This window comes from Dactylosporangium sp. CA-233914 (assembly GCF_050942935.1).
GTDB lineage: Bacteria > Actinomycetota > Actinomycetes > Mycobacteriales > Micromonosporaceae > Dactylosporangium.
In genome coordinates this window covers 4,115,795-4,132,346 of sequence record NZ_CP192030.1, presented here as the reverse complement: position 1 = coordinate 4,132,346, position 16,552 = coordinate 4,115,795, and the positions used below count along the sequence as shown (strand labels likewise).

Genomic DNA, 16,552 nt, shown 5'->3' with positions numbered 1-16,552 from the left:
CGATCCGTGGTCGGGCGGGTCCCGGATCCGGACCGCGTCATGCCCGCCGAGGGCCGCAGCACGGGCATCACGACCGACAGAACCGGCCTGGAGTCATGCCGAGATCGAGCACGACGGACCGGCCGACGACCCATTCGACCGCGCCGAGTGGCTGGCCGATCAAGGCCGGGTCGAGGAGGCCATCGCCATCTATCGGGAGCGGGCCGGCGGCGGCTGGGACGACCAGCAGATGCTGGCCGGCATGCTCGAGGAGCACGGGTATGTTGCCGAGGCCGAGGCGATCTACCGCGTCGGAATCGCCGCCGGCCACGCCAGCGGCTGGAACGATGGCGCGCTCGATCGCTCGGGCGGCGGCGGGTGGCAACGGGATCAGGACGACCTTGCCGCCCTTGCCGCGCACGCGCAGGATGCGGTGGCCGTGCTCCTCACCGAGGTCGGCGATGTTCGACCCGCAGGCTTCGAAGATCCGCAACACCCGAGCAGGCCCAGGAGCGCGACCAAGGCGAAGTCGTTCGGGTTGGCCGACAGCCGGGCGGTGGTGATCAGCGCTTCGAACTGCAGGTGCCCCAGGCCGAGCGTCGGGGACTCGGCCGGGACGGCGGGCCAGCGCACGTAGTCGGCGGGCGAGTGCGGCAGGATGCCGTCGATGACACAGACCCGGTAGAACCCGACGACGATCGACAGCCGCCGCAAAACGGTGGACGGCTGGTAGCAGCGCACGTCCTGCAGCCAGCGCACATACCGTTCGATGTCGATCCTGACCGCGGTCAACGGGTCGAGGTTCTGGTCGCTGTACCAGCGCAGGAAGACGCGCAGGTCCGCCTCGCTGTGCAGCCGGGTTTGGCCGCGGTCCACCCGCGGCTGGGCCGTCACCCACACCGCCGGTAGCGACCGAGGTAGGCCGCCACTGCGGCACGCAGGACAACATCACCCCGGGGCTCGACACCGGCGCTGGGGGCAGGAAACGCAGCCATATATTACCGTGCGTTACCAGTGCTGATGAACGCCAGACCCCCCGACGCGGCATGTGCGTGCACCATTTGACATTATGGCCAGCCGTGTGGGGCAGCGGGTCCGGCTGGATTCTGGGAAAATGAATTCATGGGGCAGCTGCAATTGTTTAGCAAGTCTGAATTGGCTGCCATGCGTGACCGGACCAGGTCGCGTCGTTATTCCGCGGCGAATGAGGAGTTCCGCCGGGAACACGCCCGGCATCGCGCGTGGGGCCTCGCCCAGCGACACGCCGAGAAACTCCGCCGAATACGCGCGAGCGCCCCGTCGGCAAGCATCACTGCCGACGGCCAGGAAGGCTCAGCGAACGAACCGCCCCCGGCCAAGGCCACCGCCACGGCCTCGGCGCCACGCACGGCCACGACTACGACCTCGGCGCGGCAGCCAGACACGGCCGCGACGCGACCGCCCGAGGCCACAGCCACGACCTCGGCACCGCCACCGGCCATGGCCACGGCTACGGCGCGGCCGGCTGAGGCCCCAGCCAGGGCCTCGGCACTGCCGACCAAAGACAGGGCCTCGGCGCCGCCACCGGGCGAAGCGCCGCCACCGGGCGAAGCGCCGCCACCGGGCGAAGCGCCCGAGCGGCCCGGGCAACCCCGCGACCGATACCGGCCCGGACGACCACGCCACAGTGCCGCACCCGACGCATGGCACCGACCAACCCGGCGCCGCCACGCAGCGCCGGCCCGCACCCACCGCGTCAGCGCCATCCCACCGGCCCGTCGGCACAGCGCCGACACACCAGCGAGAATCCGCGCCGGCCCGCCGACACGGCACCACGAAGAAATACCGGCAAACACTCCAGAGCTGTACCCGGGAAATGCCACGCACGCAATCCGTCAAGCCCTATCCCAACGGACCACCGACCAGAAATTCCGAGCGCCATAATAATGACGACGACGCACGAAACACACGCGCTCATCGGCGGTTCAGCACACCCGGCGGTGCCGGATGATCGTTACTTGGCGTCGCGGAGTTTCCCGACCACGCGCGCACGGTCGGCGGCTACCGTGTACCCGATCAAGAGGTCGTAGCGGCAAGAGGCCCGAGTTCCGACAACGGCCGATGATGACGCTGACCGTTCGGGCCACATTCCGGATGCCGGGGTTGCGTGGATTCCCTGGCCGCACTCGTACCGCAAACCGGCGTCCGTCATGCGTTGCGCGGCGCCGTTCAGGACGGACCGTGAGCTGATCTTGCTCACGGCCATCCGGCGCACGGTTCGGTTCAGCCTGACCGAGGCGCTGGTCACCGCCGTTCAGTCCCAGCGAGCCGGATCTTCGAGTCTCGGCGTGGTGGCCGCCCAATCTCCAGCCGCGCCGTTCGGTGTTGTGATTGGTGCGGCGGTCCAGGTCGTTACCGGTTCGGTCGTAGCGCATGGTGGTGCGCGGGCCGGCGTACCGGCAGCGATCTGGACGTTGCGGCGGCTGACGGCGTCGAGCCACATTTGGTGCCCGGGGCGTCGCCGTGGAGAAATTGGCGCTGCGGCAAGTACATGCGGGAGGGTCAATGACCACAATGTCCGGCAAGGTGTGCCTGGTGACCGGCGGGACCAGCGGGATCGGCCGGGAGACGGCGGCCCGGCTGGCCGAACTGGGGGCCACCGTGGTCGTCGTCGGGCGCGACGCCGAGCGAGGGCGAGCGGCCGTCAAGGAGATCCGGCATCGGGCGCCCGGCGCCGAGGTGGACCTCCTGACGGCCGACATGTCGAGCCTGGCCGACGTGCGCCGGCTGGCCGCCGAGGTGCTGGAGAAGTACCACCGGCTCGACGTGCTCGACAACAACGCCGGTGTGATCATGCTCAAGCGGCAGTTCACGGTCGACGGCTACGAGACCATGTTCGCCGTCAACCATCTGGCGCCGTTCCTGCTGACCAGCCTGCTGCGGGAACGACTGGTGAGCAGCGCGCCGGCCCGCGTGATCACGGTGTCGTCCAATGTGCATCGTTCGGCCAAGCAGATCCCGTGGGACGAACTGGCCCGCGGCGAGCCGAGTTACCCGCTGTCGAAACTGGCGAACATCCTGTTCACCGTCGAGCTGGCCAAGCGTCTGACCGGCACCGGTGTGGTCGCCAACTGCCTGCACCCGGGCCTCATCCGCACCCAGTTGGGCCGCGAGGTCCGCGGCGTCGCCAAGCTGCTCGTCGCGGCTGCCAAGCCCTTCATGGGTACCGTCCAGACCGGCGCGGCCACCCCGGTCTACCTGGCCAGCGCCCCGGAGGCGGCCGAGGTCACCGGAGGCTACTTCCTCCGCGGCAAGCAGATCGAGCCGAGTCCCCTGGCCCGCGACCCCGAGGCCGCCGCGCGTCTATGGACCCTCAGCGAGGAACTGGTGGCGTAGGCCAGGCCAAGATCATCGCCATGTGGCGCGCTCGCCAGATTTGTGATCAATGGCCCGCGGAGCGGCGTACGGACCGTGACGATCGACGTGAGCCACAGCACCGGCTCAGCGGCATGTACGGACGTTCAGTTGGGGCTGTATCACGATGAAGGAACGTCGATCCGGCAACCGCAAGTAGATCTTCGGCGCACCCTAACAGCTGCGGCGCGGCTTGACCGCCCGCGCTTCGGGGCGTGGTGTCGCGGGATGGGGTGGGGGATTCCGGGCCGGGTGGAACCGGTCGCGGCCGCTGTGCGCCTGTAGGAGGTGACCGTGCTCTCGGAACCGGCCGTCCGGGGCGACTTCGACGCGCTCTACGCGGCGCAGTTCGCTCCCATGGTGCGGCTGGCCTGTGTGACGACCGGAAGCGTACCGGCGGCGGAGGACGTCGTGCAGGAGGTGTTCCTGGCGTTGCTCCACCGTCCGGACGTCCGCGAACCGACCGCATGGCTGCGCCGCGCCGTCGTGTCCAGGTGCACCTCATGGGTGCGCCGTCGTCGGCTGGAACGCCGCCATGCCAGCCAGCCTGAGCCTGAACCGCTCGTGCCGCTGGGGCCGGACGCGATCGCCGTCCGTGCCGGCCTCACCCAGCTGCGGCCGCGGCACCGGGCGGCCATCTTTCTGCGTTACTACCTCGACCTGTCCGAGGCCGACATCGCCGACGCGCTGAACTGCCGGCCGGGCACCGTCAAGTCCCTGCTACACCGGGCCCACTGCGCACTGCGGGAGCACCTCGATGACCACTGACCAACGCCTGCGCGCCGCCGTCCACGAACTCGTCGAGGCGATCCCCGTGCCCACGGTGGCGCCTCCCGTCATGCCGCTGACCTCTCGCCGGTCATGGCGGCCCGTGCTCGTGGCCGCCGCCGTCGTGCTGCTGTTGCTCGCGGTGGGGCTGGTGCGCTTGCCGGCGACGCCGCGCGCACCTGCCGCCGGTCCAGCCACGCTACCGCGCGTCTTCGCCGACCACTCCTTCCTCACCGCCACCGTCTCCGCCGCGCCTGCCGGGCCCGCAATCGCCATCTACGGGTACGGGCAAGGCGACATGCCCTTCCAGACCCCGCAGCTCATCGCCGTCGGGATAGACGGGCGCACCTACCGCGTAATCGACCTCGCCAGAAAGCGCGGTCGGTCCGTCGACGCCCCTGCATCCGCCCTGCTGTCTCCCGACGGCAGCAGGGTCGCCGTCGCCGACGCGCTCGGGCCGGTCCAGGATGTGGCGATCGTGGACCTGACCACCGGCCGTACCCACAGCTACCCAGTGCCGGCCAGCTCGGCGGTCCGGCTACTCGCCTGGTCGCCGGACTCGATGCGGCTCGCGTACGCCGTCGCGCCGTATCAGGCGGACAGCCATGGCGACCCCCGGGTCGCGCTCGCCGCCGACGGCGAACTGACACTGCTCGACCTGGCCACCGGCGACACGTCTACGGTCGCCGGGCAGCGCGGGGTGCTCGACGCGGCGTTCTCCCCCGACGGCAGAACGCTGGCCGTCCAGGTCGGCACCGAGCTGCGCCTCCTCACCGCCGGTGGGAGCACGGTCGTCCCGCTGCCGGACAGGCATCGGCTCGGCGGGCCAGCCGCCTGGTCACCCGACGGCAGCCGGCTCGCGCTCTTTCGGGTGGCCGCGGGCAGCCCGTCCTGGGCCGCCGGGTATTGGTCGCCGGACGGGTTGGCGGTTCTCGACCTGTCCACCGGGGCGTCCACGCCGCTCGACACCGACGCGACCGCGGTCCTCGGTTGGCAGGGCGCCGACCTGTTGGCGACCGACCACCTCACGATCGTCTCGGTGCCGCCCACCGGGTCGGCCCGGGTCCTCGCCCGGCTCCAACCCGGCAACGACCACTGGATCGACACGGTGCAATTGGCGACTGCCCGCACCGGCGACCTTCAGGTACACGATACCGGCGTCGATCGCGGCCCGTGGCCATGGTGGCTGTGGGGGCTCACCGTCGGGCTGCTCCTCCTCGCAGGTGGCGTCGTACGTATGGCACTGCGCCGCCAACGGGCTCATTGACAGCGAGGCATTCGATGCCCCGCCCAAGCTTCAATCTGGCGTTGCCGAAGTCGGTAAGGAGCATTCGACACGGACATCTCCGGTCGCTGCGCGCGGTGCCGCAGCCAGCCCACACAGCCTCGACGCATGCTCATCGGCATGTCCGCGAGCCTGACGACCAACTCTCGATGACGTTCGTAGCGAGCTGATCGCGGCAGATGCGGTCACCATGCCGGACGTTCGTCGCCGACCGGTGGTCGTCAATGCGGAAGCCGTTGCGACGTACCTGCCGCGCGATCACGCCTACTGGGCCGCGCGCCTCGCTGATGCTCGGCCTGCGCTGAGTTTGTGGAGATTCGCCGGTCGGGGTCGACGGCAGATGCGTATCGGTCGACCATGTGCATGGTGAGGAGTACTCGGAGCGTTCCGGCCACCATGGCGCTCGTGGCTGGCGCCGTCATGCTGGCGTTCGACGTTGCCGTGCAGTTCCAAGCGCACGTCGGGTCGTGGCATCTGGTTGCGCTTGCGCCGCTGGAGCGGCCGTCCCGTGCAGCGCTGCTCTTCGCAGCCGGGCTGGTACTGCTGGCAGCGGCGAGTTGGCGGGTGTCGGACGGGAAGGTCGTGGCGCGCGTGCTGACCGTGTTCGCCGGGGTGCTCGCGCCATGCGCCGTCATCGCGGCCGCGGCCGCCAACGTCGTCGAGACAGGCATACTCGAACGCTCCTCGGCGCATCGAGTAGCGGTCACGCCGGACGGACGGCACGCGCTGTACGCCCGGTCCGTGTACAGCCTGGGCTACGACGACATCTGCTACCGGTTACGTACCACCGGTTGGCTGGTGCGCGAGAGTCGGGTCGATGTGGTCTGCGTCGACGGCGTACAGGTCGAATTCGCCGACGACAGCCATCTGCGGGTAGGTACCAGGACGATCGCCTTCTCCGGTGTGGCAACGGCCGAGACCGTCTACGTGCGGAACTCGGACTAGCGGGTTTAGCGGTGTTGCCGGGGCTAGCGGGCCGAGGCGCTAGCGCTGGTCGGCTGAGCCGATGTAGGCATCGGCTCAGGTATTGCAACCTCTTCACTTGCGCAACCCGCTGCACGGGCAGATCGCGGCCTACCTCGCGGAGCTACAGCGGCACGCCCTGGTCACGGCGGCGATCCCGGGCGCCGCGACGCGCGGGCGGCTAGCGTTCGGCGTCCCAGTGCCGGCCAAGATGTTCGGCTGGCGCTCGATCTGCGACCAAGATCGGGTGAGCGCTCATCGGCAGATGAGTGAGTTGATCAACCGGCGTCGCTGGTCAAGCGATAACGGAATGCTGGCGGGGCGTTGACGTCGACGCGTGCGAGTTTGGTGAATCGGACCGCTCAGGCGTGACGGGTCGCAGCCTGAAGAGACCGGCCGGGCGATCGACATCTGAGGCTGGCGGCTGGGCTGTGACAACGTTGTCCGGCTCGTTTTGGCTGTGTCAGGCGGTCGGTTGGCCTTCGCAACGCGACTCGGGAGGCGGCCTCAGCTGGTCCGCGATCCGCAGCACAAGATCCTGAAAGTCCTTGCGCTGCTCGTCGGCGTCGTCCCAGGCGGCTTGTAACCCGTCTTCCCGGGGAAGGCCGTCGTCACCGGATGGCCAAAGATAGATTCGCAGGAAGGCGACGCCGCCGCCGGCGACGAGGATGCGCAGAGATCGCGTGGCTGAGTTCCTGGTCATGCCCCTCACCCCAAAATCTATCAGTGAATGGTTCTCCTCCACACTATCTATCGGCGATAGGCTGGGCAACGTGACAAAAGTCAACCGCGAGATCGTCGTCCGCGAGGCGCTCGCTCTGCTCGACGAGGTCGGTCTGGATGCCGTGAGCACGAGGCAGCTGGCGAGGCGGCTCGGCGTCGAGCAGCCGTCGTTGTACTGGCACTTCCGCACCAAGAAAGATCTGCTCGCCGCCATGGCGGAGGCGGCGATGGCGCCGCATGCCACCGCACCCCTGCCGGCACCGGGCGACGACTGGCGCGACTGGTTCCTCGACAACACGCGAAACTTCAGGCGCACCCTGCTGATGCGCCGCGACGGCGCACGGCTCCACGCCGGCAGCACGCCCGCCGGCGACCTCGAGCGGATCCGCCGCAAGATGGATTTTCTCGCCGCCTCCGGCGTGCCCGAACGGGACGCGCAGATGGCGATGCTGGCGGCCAGCCGTTTCACCGTCGGCAGCGTGCTGGAGGAGCAGGCAGACACCGGCACCGGTGCTGATCTACCGCCCGACGTGCCGGTGATCGATCACGAGTCGGCCTTCGAGGCGGGCCTGACCCTCATTCTGGACGGCCTGGCGCATCGCAGCCGAACCGAGTAACCCATAGCGCGCGTCTGCCGCGTTCGACGTTCACTCGGCTTGCAGGCGACCGACCCGGCGAGCACGGCCAGGGCCGCGCTCGCCGTCGCCGGCCGGGACTCGTCACGACGCGCGCGGCGTGACCGGGGTGGAGATGTTCAGCGCGAGCGCCTCCACGTCCCACGACGTGATGGTGTCCGCCCGGTCGATGAGCATGGGGAAGGGGCCGGGATCGACCGGCTCCAGCTCGGGCGGGAACAGCATCGACACGTATCGCCATCCGCCGTCGCAGTCGACCCGGCTCTCGTGGTCGAAGGCCTTGCCGCGGATGCGCAGGGCGAGCTGGCCCGAGCCCGTGCAGCGGGCCCGGACCTTGATGAACCGGGCGCCGGGGATGGCGACCTCGGCGTGCGCCGCGGTGTGCTCCGCCGAGCTCCACCGGCCCACCGGCCGACCGGCGTAGGGAAAGCTGGTCGACAGGTCGGGCGCGGTGGTGGTGGCCGGCGCCGAGGCCGATCCGGAGGCCGGCCCGGCGGGCCCCGTCGGGCCGGTACAAGCGACCGGCCCGACGAGTGCCACCAGACCTACCAGCGCCGTTGTCATCAACGAGCGCGGCATGCCGTCCTACCCGAGGTGTCTGAGGATGGAGGCTCCGACATCGCTCGCGCTCTTGCCGCCGGACGGGATCGATCCGAGCTTGACGGGCTGCGTCGTGGGACCAAAGTACGTCACCTTCATTCGCATCATGGTGTAGTCGATGGTGCTGCCGTTGGCGCCGTGCCCGGAGTACTGGACCTTCTCCCACTTCACCGAGACCGCCGGCACGTAGACGAACTGCTGGCCCGCTTCGGTGTGGAACGACTCGGAGGTCTCGACCGACTTCGACTCCGACTTGGTCCAGGTGTAACTCCACGAATCCTCGTAGCTGTCGGTCAACTTACCCGAGACCACCCCACCGGAGATCTCGCCCTCAGCGGACATCGTGTGCACGCCGCCCATCCCATCGGCCCACTCGTTGGTCTCGGAGATCGTCGTCTTCGTGGAGTAGTCCTTCGCGATGTAGGGGTCGCCGTACACCATCGACAGCGGGACGTCCTCAAGGGCGAACTGCTGCTCGCCGCCGGTCGCGACGACCTTCTCGGTCAGCAGCGACGGGCCGAGGTGGGCGTTGGCCTGGGCGCGGGCCCTGGCCAAGCGGCGCTTGGCGCAGGCGGCGTTGCAGGGTGCGTTGATGTCGTTGTCGATCCGGTCCTCCTCTGCCTTGCGCTGCCGGCCCTCCTCCGTCTGCACCGCCGCCCATTCCTTGAGGCAGTCGCCGTCGCAGTCCGGCCGCTGACCGGACGGGTCGGACATGGTGACCGGCGAGTTGTTGGCGTAGGCGTAGCCGTTCGTGCTCGCCGGGTCGGTCGGGGCGAAGACCGGGTCGACCGAGAGGAACCTGCCGATCGCGGGATCGTACTCACGGGCACCGACGTGGGTCAGGCCGGTGGCGTCGCGATCGCCGCCGACGAAACCCTTGGCGGTCGGCCAGGCGGGCGAGCCGCCGCGGGGCGCGCCGTAGGGGTTCTGCCGCCGGATGCTGATCGCCTGGCTGCCGGCGGCGACGGCGATGTTCTGCGTGTTCTGATGGTCGCCGATCAGCCAGGTGACGGCGCCCCCGGTGGTCATCATGGCCACGACCTGACCGGCCCAGGAGTAGTACCGGGTAGCGGTGACCGCGCCGTTCGACTTGGCCCGCTTGAGCTCCATGCCGGGCAGGTAGAGCGTCACGTTCGCCGGGTCCTCCGCGACGAGACGGGTCCCGTCGGCCCCGTAGACGTACCGGCTCACGCCGGAGCTGTCGGTCGCGGTGGCGAGGTGGCCCTCGGCGTCCCAGGTCAGCGTCTGGCTGCCGGTGCCGCCGCAGGTGTTGGCGCCGGTGCCGGCCGGACGGCAGGTGGCGTTGCCGGTGGCGTCGTACTGGTAGTTCTGCGTGACCGACCCGGTCGTGACCGTGCTGACCGCGTGCGGCCGGGCCCCGCCGGCGGCCGGGTAGGTGTAGTCGGTGTTCGTCGTCGCGGCGGCGGTGTGCACCGTCTCCTTCTTGCGGTCGCCGGCGCTGTCGAACGTCCACGACTGCCAGTACGGCGCGGGGCCGCCGAGCGCCGTGGCCGACCGGGTCTGCTGGCAGTCCCCGCTCGACGGCGTCCACGCCTCGGTCAGGCGCTGGGCGTAGTCGTACTCGAAGCACTGCTTGTCGGCGCCGGAGATGATCCCGGTGATGCCGCCGACCTTGTCGTAGTCGTAGTGGGTGCTGTCGACGGCCTGCGGCGTGGCCTGCCGGACGGTGACGGCGTCCTTGAGCCGGCGGGTGTCGTCGTAGTAGGTGAAGGAGCGCTGCACGAAGCTGCCGGCGGTCTGCTTGTACTCCACGAAGGTCGCCTCACCGTACTCGGTGAAGTCGGTGTTCGTGACGTACGTGCCCTGACCGTTGTTGGTCTGCAGCTGCTCGGGCAGGCCGGTGGTGGCGTCGTAGGTGGTGGTGATGGTCTCACCGCCGAGGCCGCCGCCCGCAGGGTAGGTGACGGTGGCCGGGGAGCCGTCGACCCTGAACGAACGGCTCACGGTGTACGTCGTGTCGGTGGGCTGGCCGGTCAGCGACGGCGGGACCACATAGTCCTCACCGGTGGACTGGTACAGCGGCGTGTACGAGCGGACCTTGACCTTGTACTCCTCGCCGTTGCTGAGCCAGCGGCTGGACGAGGCGAGGTAGCCCTTGAACCCGAGCGGGTCGTAGGCCCACGTGGCGAGCTTGTTGGCCGGGGCGACCGACCCGGTGTACTGGCCGGTCTTCCGGCCGAGGGTGTCGTATTCGTAGGCGACGGTTCCGCGGGCGTCCGTGCTGGTCGCTGGGTCGCCATAGGTGTTGAAGGTCGTCGTGCTGTCGCCCTTGTCCGGGTCGTGGCTGCCGGTCTGCCGGCCCAGCAGGTCGAAGGTGAAGGTCCAGGCGTTGCCGGCGTTGTCCGTGACGGAGTCCTGGTGGTTCTTGCGGTCGAAGTGGTACTGCGTCAGGTCGTAGGTGCTGCGGGTGTTGGAGCCGGCGTCGGCCGGGTTGTGGTACTGCCGCAGCTCCACCGTCCGGCCGAGGCCATCGGTCACGGTGGTGGTGGCGGTACCACCGGCCGGCGGGACGACGCTGGTGCGGTCGCCGCCGTAGGTGTTCGTGGTGCGGTACAGCTCCGTGCCGCTGGACCTGGCCACGGACGCGGTGACCCGGCCGGCCCGGTCGTAGACGCTCACGGTCTGCGTCTTCGGCTGCCAGTCGGCGATCGTGTACAGGTCCGTGCCGGGCTGGACGGCGTTGTCGTAGTGCTTCGACTCGCTGGCCTTCTGGCCCTTGTCGTCGTACTTCGTCTCGGTGAACACGGTGCCGACGTTGCCGTTGGCCATCGACAGGACCTGGGTCTGCCGGGCCCGCAGCAGGCCGTCGTACAGCGCGTAGGTGGTGGTGTAGTGCGGGTCGGTACCGGTGCCCGCATTGAGCGAGGCCGTGGTGACCGCGTTGACGCCCCCGGTGCTGCGCAGGGTGTAGGTGTAGGTGACGCTGGGCGAGCTCGGGTTCGAGGCCTTCGGCCGGTTGGCCCGCCACACCTGCCGGGTGCGCCCGAGCGCGTCGTACGTCGCCTCGTTCCGCTTGTTGTTCTCGTCGACGACGGCGGTCTGCCGGCCCCACGACGGCTCGATGACGGCCGTCTTCAGGCCGAACGGCGTCGTGGTCTCGATCTTCGTGACCGGCCCGCCGGCGGCGGGGGTGTATGCGGTGAGCGTGTGGGTGCCCCGGATGTCGACGGCGTCCGTGACCCGGCCGTAGTCGTCGTACGCGCTGGTCGACTGGGTCTGCCACACCGAGCCGCCGGGCGCGGCCCAGTCCTTGGCCGACTCGGCGGTGGTGGCGTCGCCCTTGGTGGGCGTGGCCCCGTAGGCGAGCCCGTCGAAGCTGGTCCGGCTGTCGGAGATGACGTCGGCGTCGGTGGCGGGGTTGGCCGAGCAGCGCAGCGCGTAGGTCTCGGTGCGGCCGACCGGGTTCAGCAGGTTGATGGCCGTGTTGCGGTTGTAGGTGGTCCGCTCGCACGCCTCGTCGCCGGTGACCGCGACGTCGCCCTGGTCGTCGGCCTGGATCGCCATGCCGTAGGCGTCGAAGGTGGTGTCCGTCCGGGTGACCCGCCAGCCGCCGGCGGCCAGCTTGGTGCCGGCCCAACTCGTCTTCTTGCCGGTGTGGCGGGCGTAGACGGTGGTGTCGCCCATGTTGCGGGTGGCGGTCGGCGCCGACTGCCACGGCTCGTCGACGCTCCGCGACACCGGCGCTGACTCGACGCCGTTGAACACCGTCGACGTGCGCGTCGTACCGGCGTAGGCGTTCTCGTCGTTGACGGCCGGGGCGTCGGCGGTGTCGGCCGTGTCCCCGTCGCCGTTGCCGTCGACCGCGGCGAGGGTGACGCTGCGGGTGCCGCCGGAGCCGTTCAGGTCACCGTGCATCCCGCGGAAATACGTCTCCTCGGTGAGCGTCTCGCTGCCGGAGCCCGGGTCGCCGACGCGGGTGTTGACCTGCGAGTAGCCGCGGTAGTCCGACCACGTGCGCAGGTTGGCCTTGGTGATGCCGTCGTCGTCGGTGTGCCGCCACGCCGGGGAGCCCACGTACTCGTACGAGGTCACGACGTCGGGGCTGTTGCCGGTCCGGTCGGCGGTGGTGACGGAACTGACGAGGTACTTGTGGAAGTACTCCGTCTTGGTCGTGGTGTTCCACTGCTCGAGGACCGGGTAGCAGCGCAGCGTGTTGGTCTGCGGCGAGGTGGGCATGCGGCTGCCGGCGATGCAGTCCGGGCCGGTGTAGCGGACGTCGATCTTGCCGCCGGTGTCGGTCCAGATGGTCGACATCCGCATCCAGTTCATCGGGAACTTGCCATCGGTGACCGTGTCGACCCGGTTCGGCATCTGCACCCAGTCGAAGTTCACCTCCGGCAACGCGACCGCCGACCCGATGACGGCGGGCCCAGTCGCCTTGCCTGTGCGCACGATGGACTCCAGCCACAACCCGGCCCGCGTCCCGTCACCGGGGTCGGGGAAGTTGTGCGTCAGCGTCCACAGGTCGACGTCCTTGTAGCCACTGCCGTTCCACACCTGCGTCGTCACCGACGCCAGCCGCTTCGTCGTCCAGAACGTCGGCGACAGCTTGTTGGTGCACGGCGCCGCGGCACAGTCCTGGTCCCACGGCGTGTCCGGCCAGTGCGCCGCGTCGTGGGTCGCGCACGCCGACAGGCACCGGTCCTGGGGGTTGAACACGACCCGCATCGGAGCGGCCGCCGTCGTGTTCTCGGTGTCGGTGCCCGAGCGCCGGTCGGTGCCGTAGTCGATGTGGTCCAGCCACCCGCCGCGCACGTACGACTGCGCGTCGGAGGCGGAGTTGTTGCGGCCGTAGAGGTTGGTCTCGGTGCCGTAGAACAGCGACATCGTGTTGCCGTGCAGGTCCACGACGTAGTCGAGGTTCCAGCGCCAGGCCTGGTTGCAGAACGAGGCGGTGTACGAGGCGGCGTGGCACGGCTCGCCGTTGTTGTTGCCGGCCACCGGCACCGTCCACGTCGAGCTGGTGGTCTTGTTCGCCGGCGCGGTGCCCGTGTATCCGGGCAGCCGGTTCAGGCCGTAGAAATACTGCGTTCCGTCGGCGGTCGTGACCTTCCAGTACTCGTTGTCGTTGTCGCCGTTGACCGTGTCGGTCAGGCGCTGCACGGTAGTGTTGTCGTCGTCCTTGAGGTGCCAGACACCCGAGGCGTCGTCCTTGATGAGCTCGCCCGACGTGTTGTTCAGCGAGAGGGTCGCGTTGTCGGTACCCCAGCACTGGTCACCGGTGTCGGTGGCGTTGTTGGCGCCGGGGCCGCCCTTGTCGTTCGAGCACGGCTTGTACTGCCGCTCGATGAACCCGGGCCACCAGTCGAAGCCCTCGCCGACCCACGACGGCTGGTTGTTCGACGTCTCGCTGCGCCCGTCGACCATCGCCGAGGAGTAGGCCAGCGACACCTGCGGCGCCGGGCCACCCAGCGAGGGCGGGACCGCGATGGGGTAGTTCCACGAGAACGCGCCCGAGTTGCCGCCTCCGGTCCAGGTCGACGAGGCCTGCAGCGACGTCTCGGTGAAGTCGCCCGCGCTGCCCGAGGCGCCGGCCGTCAGCGCCATCAGCGTCGACGTGCCGCGCACGGTCAGGTCGGCGGTGACCTGCTGCTGGGCCGGATCGTTGCGGGAGGCGACCGGCACCGGCGCGCAGGCGGCCTCGCCGGGCGTGGTCAGGGCGCAGGCCGGCAGCTCGACCAGGCGCAGCCGCGAGGCCCAGTCGCCGCCGTAGGCCTTCGCGAAGCCGCTGTAGTCCACCGCGATCGCGGCGGCGCCGGGCGCCGACTGGCCGTCGGAGCGGGCCACATCGAAGACGAGGCCGTCGCGCAGGGCCGCGGGGACCGCCGCGCGGTCACGCATGGCCACCTTGACCCGGGCGGCCTGGGACGACTTGGCCGTGGCCGGGGCGACGACCCAGACGGGGAGCGCGCCCGCGCGGTTGCGGCTGTCCGTCTTCGACGTCTGGAGCTCCAGGGCCTTTGCCGGGGCCGGGACCGCGGCCTCGCCCGCGCCGGTCGGCCACGCCACCGAGGCGGTCTTCGCCGCGCCGGCGCCCTGGCTGAGGTCCTTCGGACGGGACAGCGGGGCCACTCGCTGGCCGTGGATCGGGGTCACGTGCTGACCCGACAGGGTCTCCGGTCTGGGCGGCGCGGCGGACGCGGCTCCCCCGACCTGAAGACTGGCTATGACGAACAAGGCCGAGGTCAGGGCGATCGCCCTCACCCGGCCACGCTGACCAGACATGCGCACTCCCCGTGAAAGTGGCTTCGATATGCAGTTTGGATGGACGGCCAGTGTCGTTCGGAAACCTTCAACGAATCGACACGCGCCACACGGTAAGGCCCTTTCCGGCTGGGCGCAACAGCGTCTCGAATGTCCCATTCAACTTGTCGTCCGACACGCAGATCTGGCTGAATAAAGCGATGCATGCCGCGTATGTCCGAATTGGACGAAAGCGGTCGTGCCGAGTAGCCCGGGGGAATCTCACCCCCGGGCCCTCACAGAACCGTACGTAACAGTCGCCCGTTATACGGCTCTTGTCGTTCTGGTCACCAGACCGTGGGGGCGTGGGTGACCCAGGCCCAGTGGGCGAAGGCTCCCGGTCGTTTTCGGATGGCTTTGTTCCACGCCGTCCGGGCTTTCTTCTTGCCCCGCAGCCGCTTGTATTTCCGGCGGACCCACCGCAGCAGGTAGGCGTTGATGCGTTCCAGGAGGGGATACAGGGCAGATCGGTAGAACGCCCCGTAGTGGTTCATCCAACCCCGGACGATCGGGTTTATCCAATCGGCGAGGTCCTTCTCGGTCAGGCTTGTGCGATGGTGCAGCCGCCACGACCGCACCTCGACACTGATTCTCTTCAGGGACTGTTTGCTGATCGCCGGCAGGAACGACACAAACATCGCCCCGTCCTTCGACCGGGCGGAACGCCGCCGGAAGCCGTAGCCAAGGAAGACAAATTCGGTGTGTTCGTACGAGCCACGCCGCTTGTCATCCTGGCAATACACTATCCGGGTCTTCTCCGGATGCAACTCAAGCCCTACCTGGGTCATCCGCTTCGCGATTTCCGCCAGCACATATCGGGCCTGACCTTCACTGACGCAGTGCACGACCACGTCATCCACGTAGCGCTCGAACGGGATCGTCGGAAACATGCGGGCCATCCACATGTCGAACGCGTAATGGAGAAACAGATTAGCAAGTACAGGTGAAACTGCGGACCCCTGCGGGGTTCCTCGGTCTCGTTCCTGCAGAGTGCCGTCGGGGAGTTGCAGTGGCGCTTTCAACCAGCGCTCCACATACAACAGCACCCACGGTTGATCAGTGTGCGCGGCGACCGCTTTCAGGAGCAGATCCCACGGGACCGTGTCGAAAAACTTCCGGATGTCCAGATCGATCACCCAGCCGTACTTCCAGCACCGTGTCCGGCACACCGCTGCCGCGTCGACCGGGGAGCGCCCTGGCCGGTAGCCGTACGAGTCCGGGTGGAAGATCGGTTCGACCTCCGCCTCGATGACCCGCGCCGCGACCGTCTGGGCGATCCTGTCCCCGACCGTGGGCACGCCCAGAACTCTGACGCCTCCCCCGGTCTTCGGGATCTCCACGGCACGCACCGGAGGCGGAAAATACGTCCCCGACGACATTCGGTTCCAGATCTTGTAAAGGTTGTTCTTCAGATCCGTCTCGAACTCCGCCAGCGACACCGCGTCCACGCCCGGCGCGCCCTTGTTCGCTTTCACCCTCTCGTACGCCTCCCAGACAGCCCGCTTCGCAATCACGAACGGCTTGCCCGATGCTTTCAACTCATTCACACGACTCCTCCCAGCCAAACTGCTGGTTGATCGGGTAAACCAGTCACGAACGACCCGACCCCTTCGCTCCACCTTCGTTACAAAGGCTTCGTCACTACTACGAGTCGGTCCGCCAGCGCGATCGGCAACGGTACTCAGTTCCTCACCGCTTCGGGCGGTCTGGAACGCTCCCTCTCACCCACCAGACAGCAGCGGATAGTGTCCTCACGCGCCTTCTCCCGTTCCGCACGAAAGCCGCAGGCCGGGCTCGCGTCGCCTGTATGCCGGACACCACCTGGCCAGTAAACTGGTCCCCGCCAGACTCATCCCGGGATCGCATTGACACCCCGGTTTCGATGTCACCTTCTAAGTTTCGACACGTCATCAGCGATTCGCTTCCGCTCGCCTTCCCGACC

12 protein-coding genes are annotated in these 16,552 nt (G+C 68.9%); 6 read left to right on the top strand and 6 right to left on the bottom strand.

Annotated features, from left to right (window positions below; genetic code table 11):
* Positions 1-67: 67 nt before the first annotated feature.
* Positions 68-400: a hypothetical protein gene (locus tag ACQPY0_RS18710; RefSeq protein WP_432990508.1), complete on the bottom strand. Its 333-nt coding sequence runs from the start codon at positions 398-400 to the stop codon at positions 68-70.
* The gene (locus ACQPY0_RS18705; RefSeq protein WP_432990506.1) at positions 370-873 is read right to left on the bottom strand and encodes a hypothetical protein; all 504 of its coding nucleotides are present in this window, start codon (positions 871-873) and stop codon (positions 370-372) included. The genes ACQPY0_RS18710 and ACQPY0_RS18705 overlap by 31 nt, the downstream gene beginning before the upstream one ends.
* Positions 874-2,523: 1,650 nt before the next feature.
* Here ACQPY0_RS18705 and ACQPY0_RS18700 point away from each other — a divergent pair.
* The 5 genes from ACQPY0_RS18700 to ACQPY0_RS18680 all read left to right on the top strand — a co-directional run bounded on the left by ACQPY0_RS18700 (position 2,524) and on the right by ACQPY0_RS18680 (position 6,716).
* Positions 2,524-3,354 (top strand): SDR family oxidoreductase, encoded by an 831-nt coding sequence (locus ACQPY0_RS18700; protein ID WP_432990504.1) that lies wholly within the window; start codon positions 2,524-2,526, stop codon positions 3,352-3,354.
* A gap of 312 nt (positions 3,355-3,666) precedes the next feature.
* Positions 3,667-4,140 (top strand): RNA polymerase sigma factor, encoded by a 474-nt coding sequence (locus tag ACQPY0_RS18695; RefSeq protein WP_432990502.1) that lies wholly within the window; start codon positions 3,667-3,669, stop codon positions 4,138-4,140.
* Positions 4,130-5,407, top strand: a complete 1,278-nt coding sequence (locus tag ACQPY0_RS18690) for a WD40 repeat domain-containing protein (protein WP_432990500.1) — start codon at positions 4,130-4,132, stop codon at positions 5,405-5,407. The genes ACQPY0_RS18695 and ACQPY0_RS18690 overlap by 11 nt, the downstream gene beginning before the upstream one ends.
* A gap of 423 nt (positions 5,408-5,830) precedes the next feature.
* On the top strand, positions 5,831-6,370 hold the full coding sequence (locus tag ACQPY0_RS18685) for a hypothetical protein (protein ID WP_432990498.1): 540 nt from the start codon (positions 5,831-5,833) through the stop codon (positions 6,368-6,370).
* Between the two features lie 97 nt (positions 6,371-6,467).
* A complete protein-coding gene (locus tag ACQPY0_RS18680) occupies positions 6,468-6,716 on the top strand; it encodes a hypothetical protein (protein ID WP_432990496.1) in 249 nt (82 codons plus the stop codon).
* Positions 6,717-6,851: 135 nt separating this feature from the next.
* On the opposite strand, the gene ACQPY0_RS18675 is transcribed toward ACQPY0_RS18680, so the two are convergent.
* Positions 6,852-7,091, bottom strand: a complete 240-nt coding sequence (locus ACQPY0_RS18675; RefSeq protein WP_432990494.1) for a hypothetical protein — start codon at positions 7,089-7,091, stop codon at positions 6,852-6,854.
* Between ACQPY0_RS18675 and ACQPY0_RS18670 the strand changes: the two genes are divergently transcribed.
* Entirely contained in the window at positions 7,072-7,728 is a 657-nt protein-coding gene (locus ACQPY0_RS18670) for a TetR/AcrR family transcriptional regulator C-terminal domain-containing protein (RefSeq protein ID WP_432990492.1), read from the top strand. The two genes, ACQPY0_RS18675 and ACQPY0_RS18670, sit on opposite strands and share 20 nt — an antisense overlap.
* 102 nt (positions 7,729-7,830) lie before the next feature.
* On the opposite strand, the gene ACQPY0_RS18665 is transcribed toward ACQPY0_RS18670, so the two are convergent.
* The 3 genes from ACQPY0_RS18665 to ltrA all read right to left on the bottom strand — a co-directional run bounded on the left by ACQPY0_RS18665 (position 7,831) and on the right by ltrA (position 16,157).
* Positions 7,831-8,325, bottom strand: a complete 495-nt coding sequence (locus tag ACQPY0_RS18665; RefSeq protein ID WP_432990490.1) for a hypothetical protein — start codon at positions 8,323-8,325, stop codon at positions 7,831-7,833.
* 6 nt (positions 8,326-8,331) lie between these two features.
* Positions 8,332-14,592, bottom strand: a complete 6,261-nt coding sequence (locus ACQPY0_RS18660) for an RHS repeat-associated core domain-containing protein (protein ID WP_432990488.1) — start codon at positions 14,590-14,592, stop codon at positions 8,332-8,334.
* Positions 14,593-14,897: 305 nt separating this feature from the next.
* Positions 14,898-16,157 carry a group II intron reverse transcriptase/maturase gene (ltrA, locus tag ACQPY0_RS18655; protein ID WP_432990486.1) on the bottom strand — a complete coding sequence of 420 codons (1,260 nt, stop codon included), beginning with the start codon at positions 16,155-16,157 and terminating at the stop codon, positions 14,898-14,900.
* Positions 16,158-16,552: the final 395 nt, after the last annotated feature.

Coding starts and splice junctions, on each gene's coding strand:
- ACQPY0_RS18700 (WP_432990504.1), top strand. CDS start 2,524: ATGACCACAATGTCCGGCAAGGTGTGCCTGGTGACCGGCGGGACCAGC.
- ACQPY0_RS18690 (WP_432990500.1), top strand. CDS start 4,130: ATGACCACTGACCAACGCCTGCGCGCCGCCGTCCACGAACTCGTCGAG.
- ACQPY0_RS18675 (WP_432990494.1), bottom strand. CDS start 7,091: ATGACCAGGAACTCAGCCACGCGATCTCTGCGCATCCTCGTCGCCGGC.
- ACQPY0_RS18665 (WP_432990490.1), bottom strand. CDS start 8,325: ATGCCGCGCTCGTTGATGACAACGGCGCTGGTAGGTCTGGTGGCACTC.
- ACQPY0_RS18660 (WP_432990488.1), bottom strand. CDS start 14,592: ATGTCTGGTCAGCGTGGCCGGGTGAGGGCGATCGCCCTGACCTCGGCC.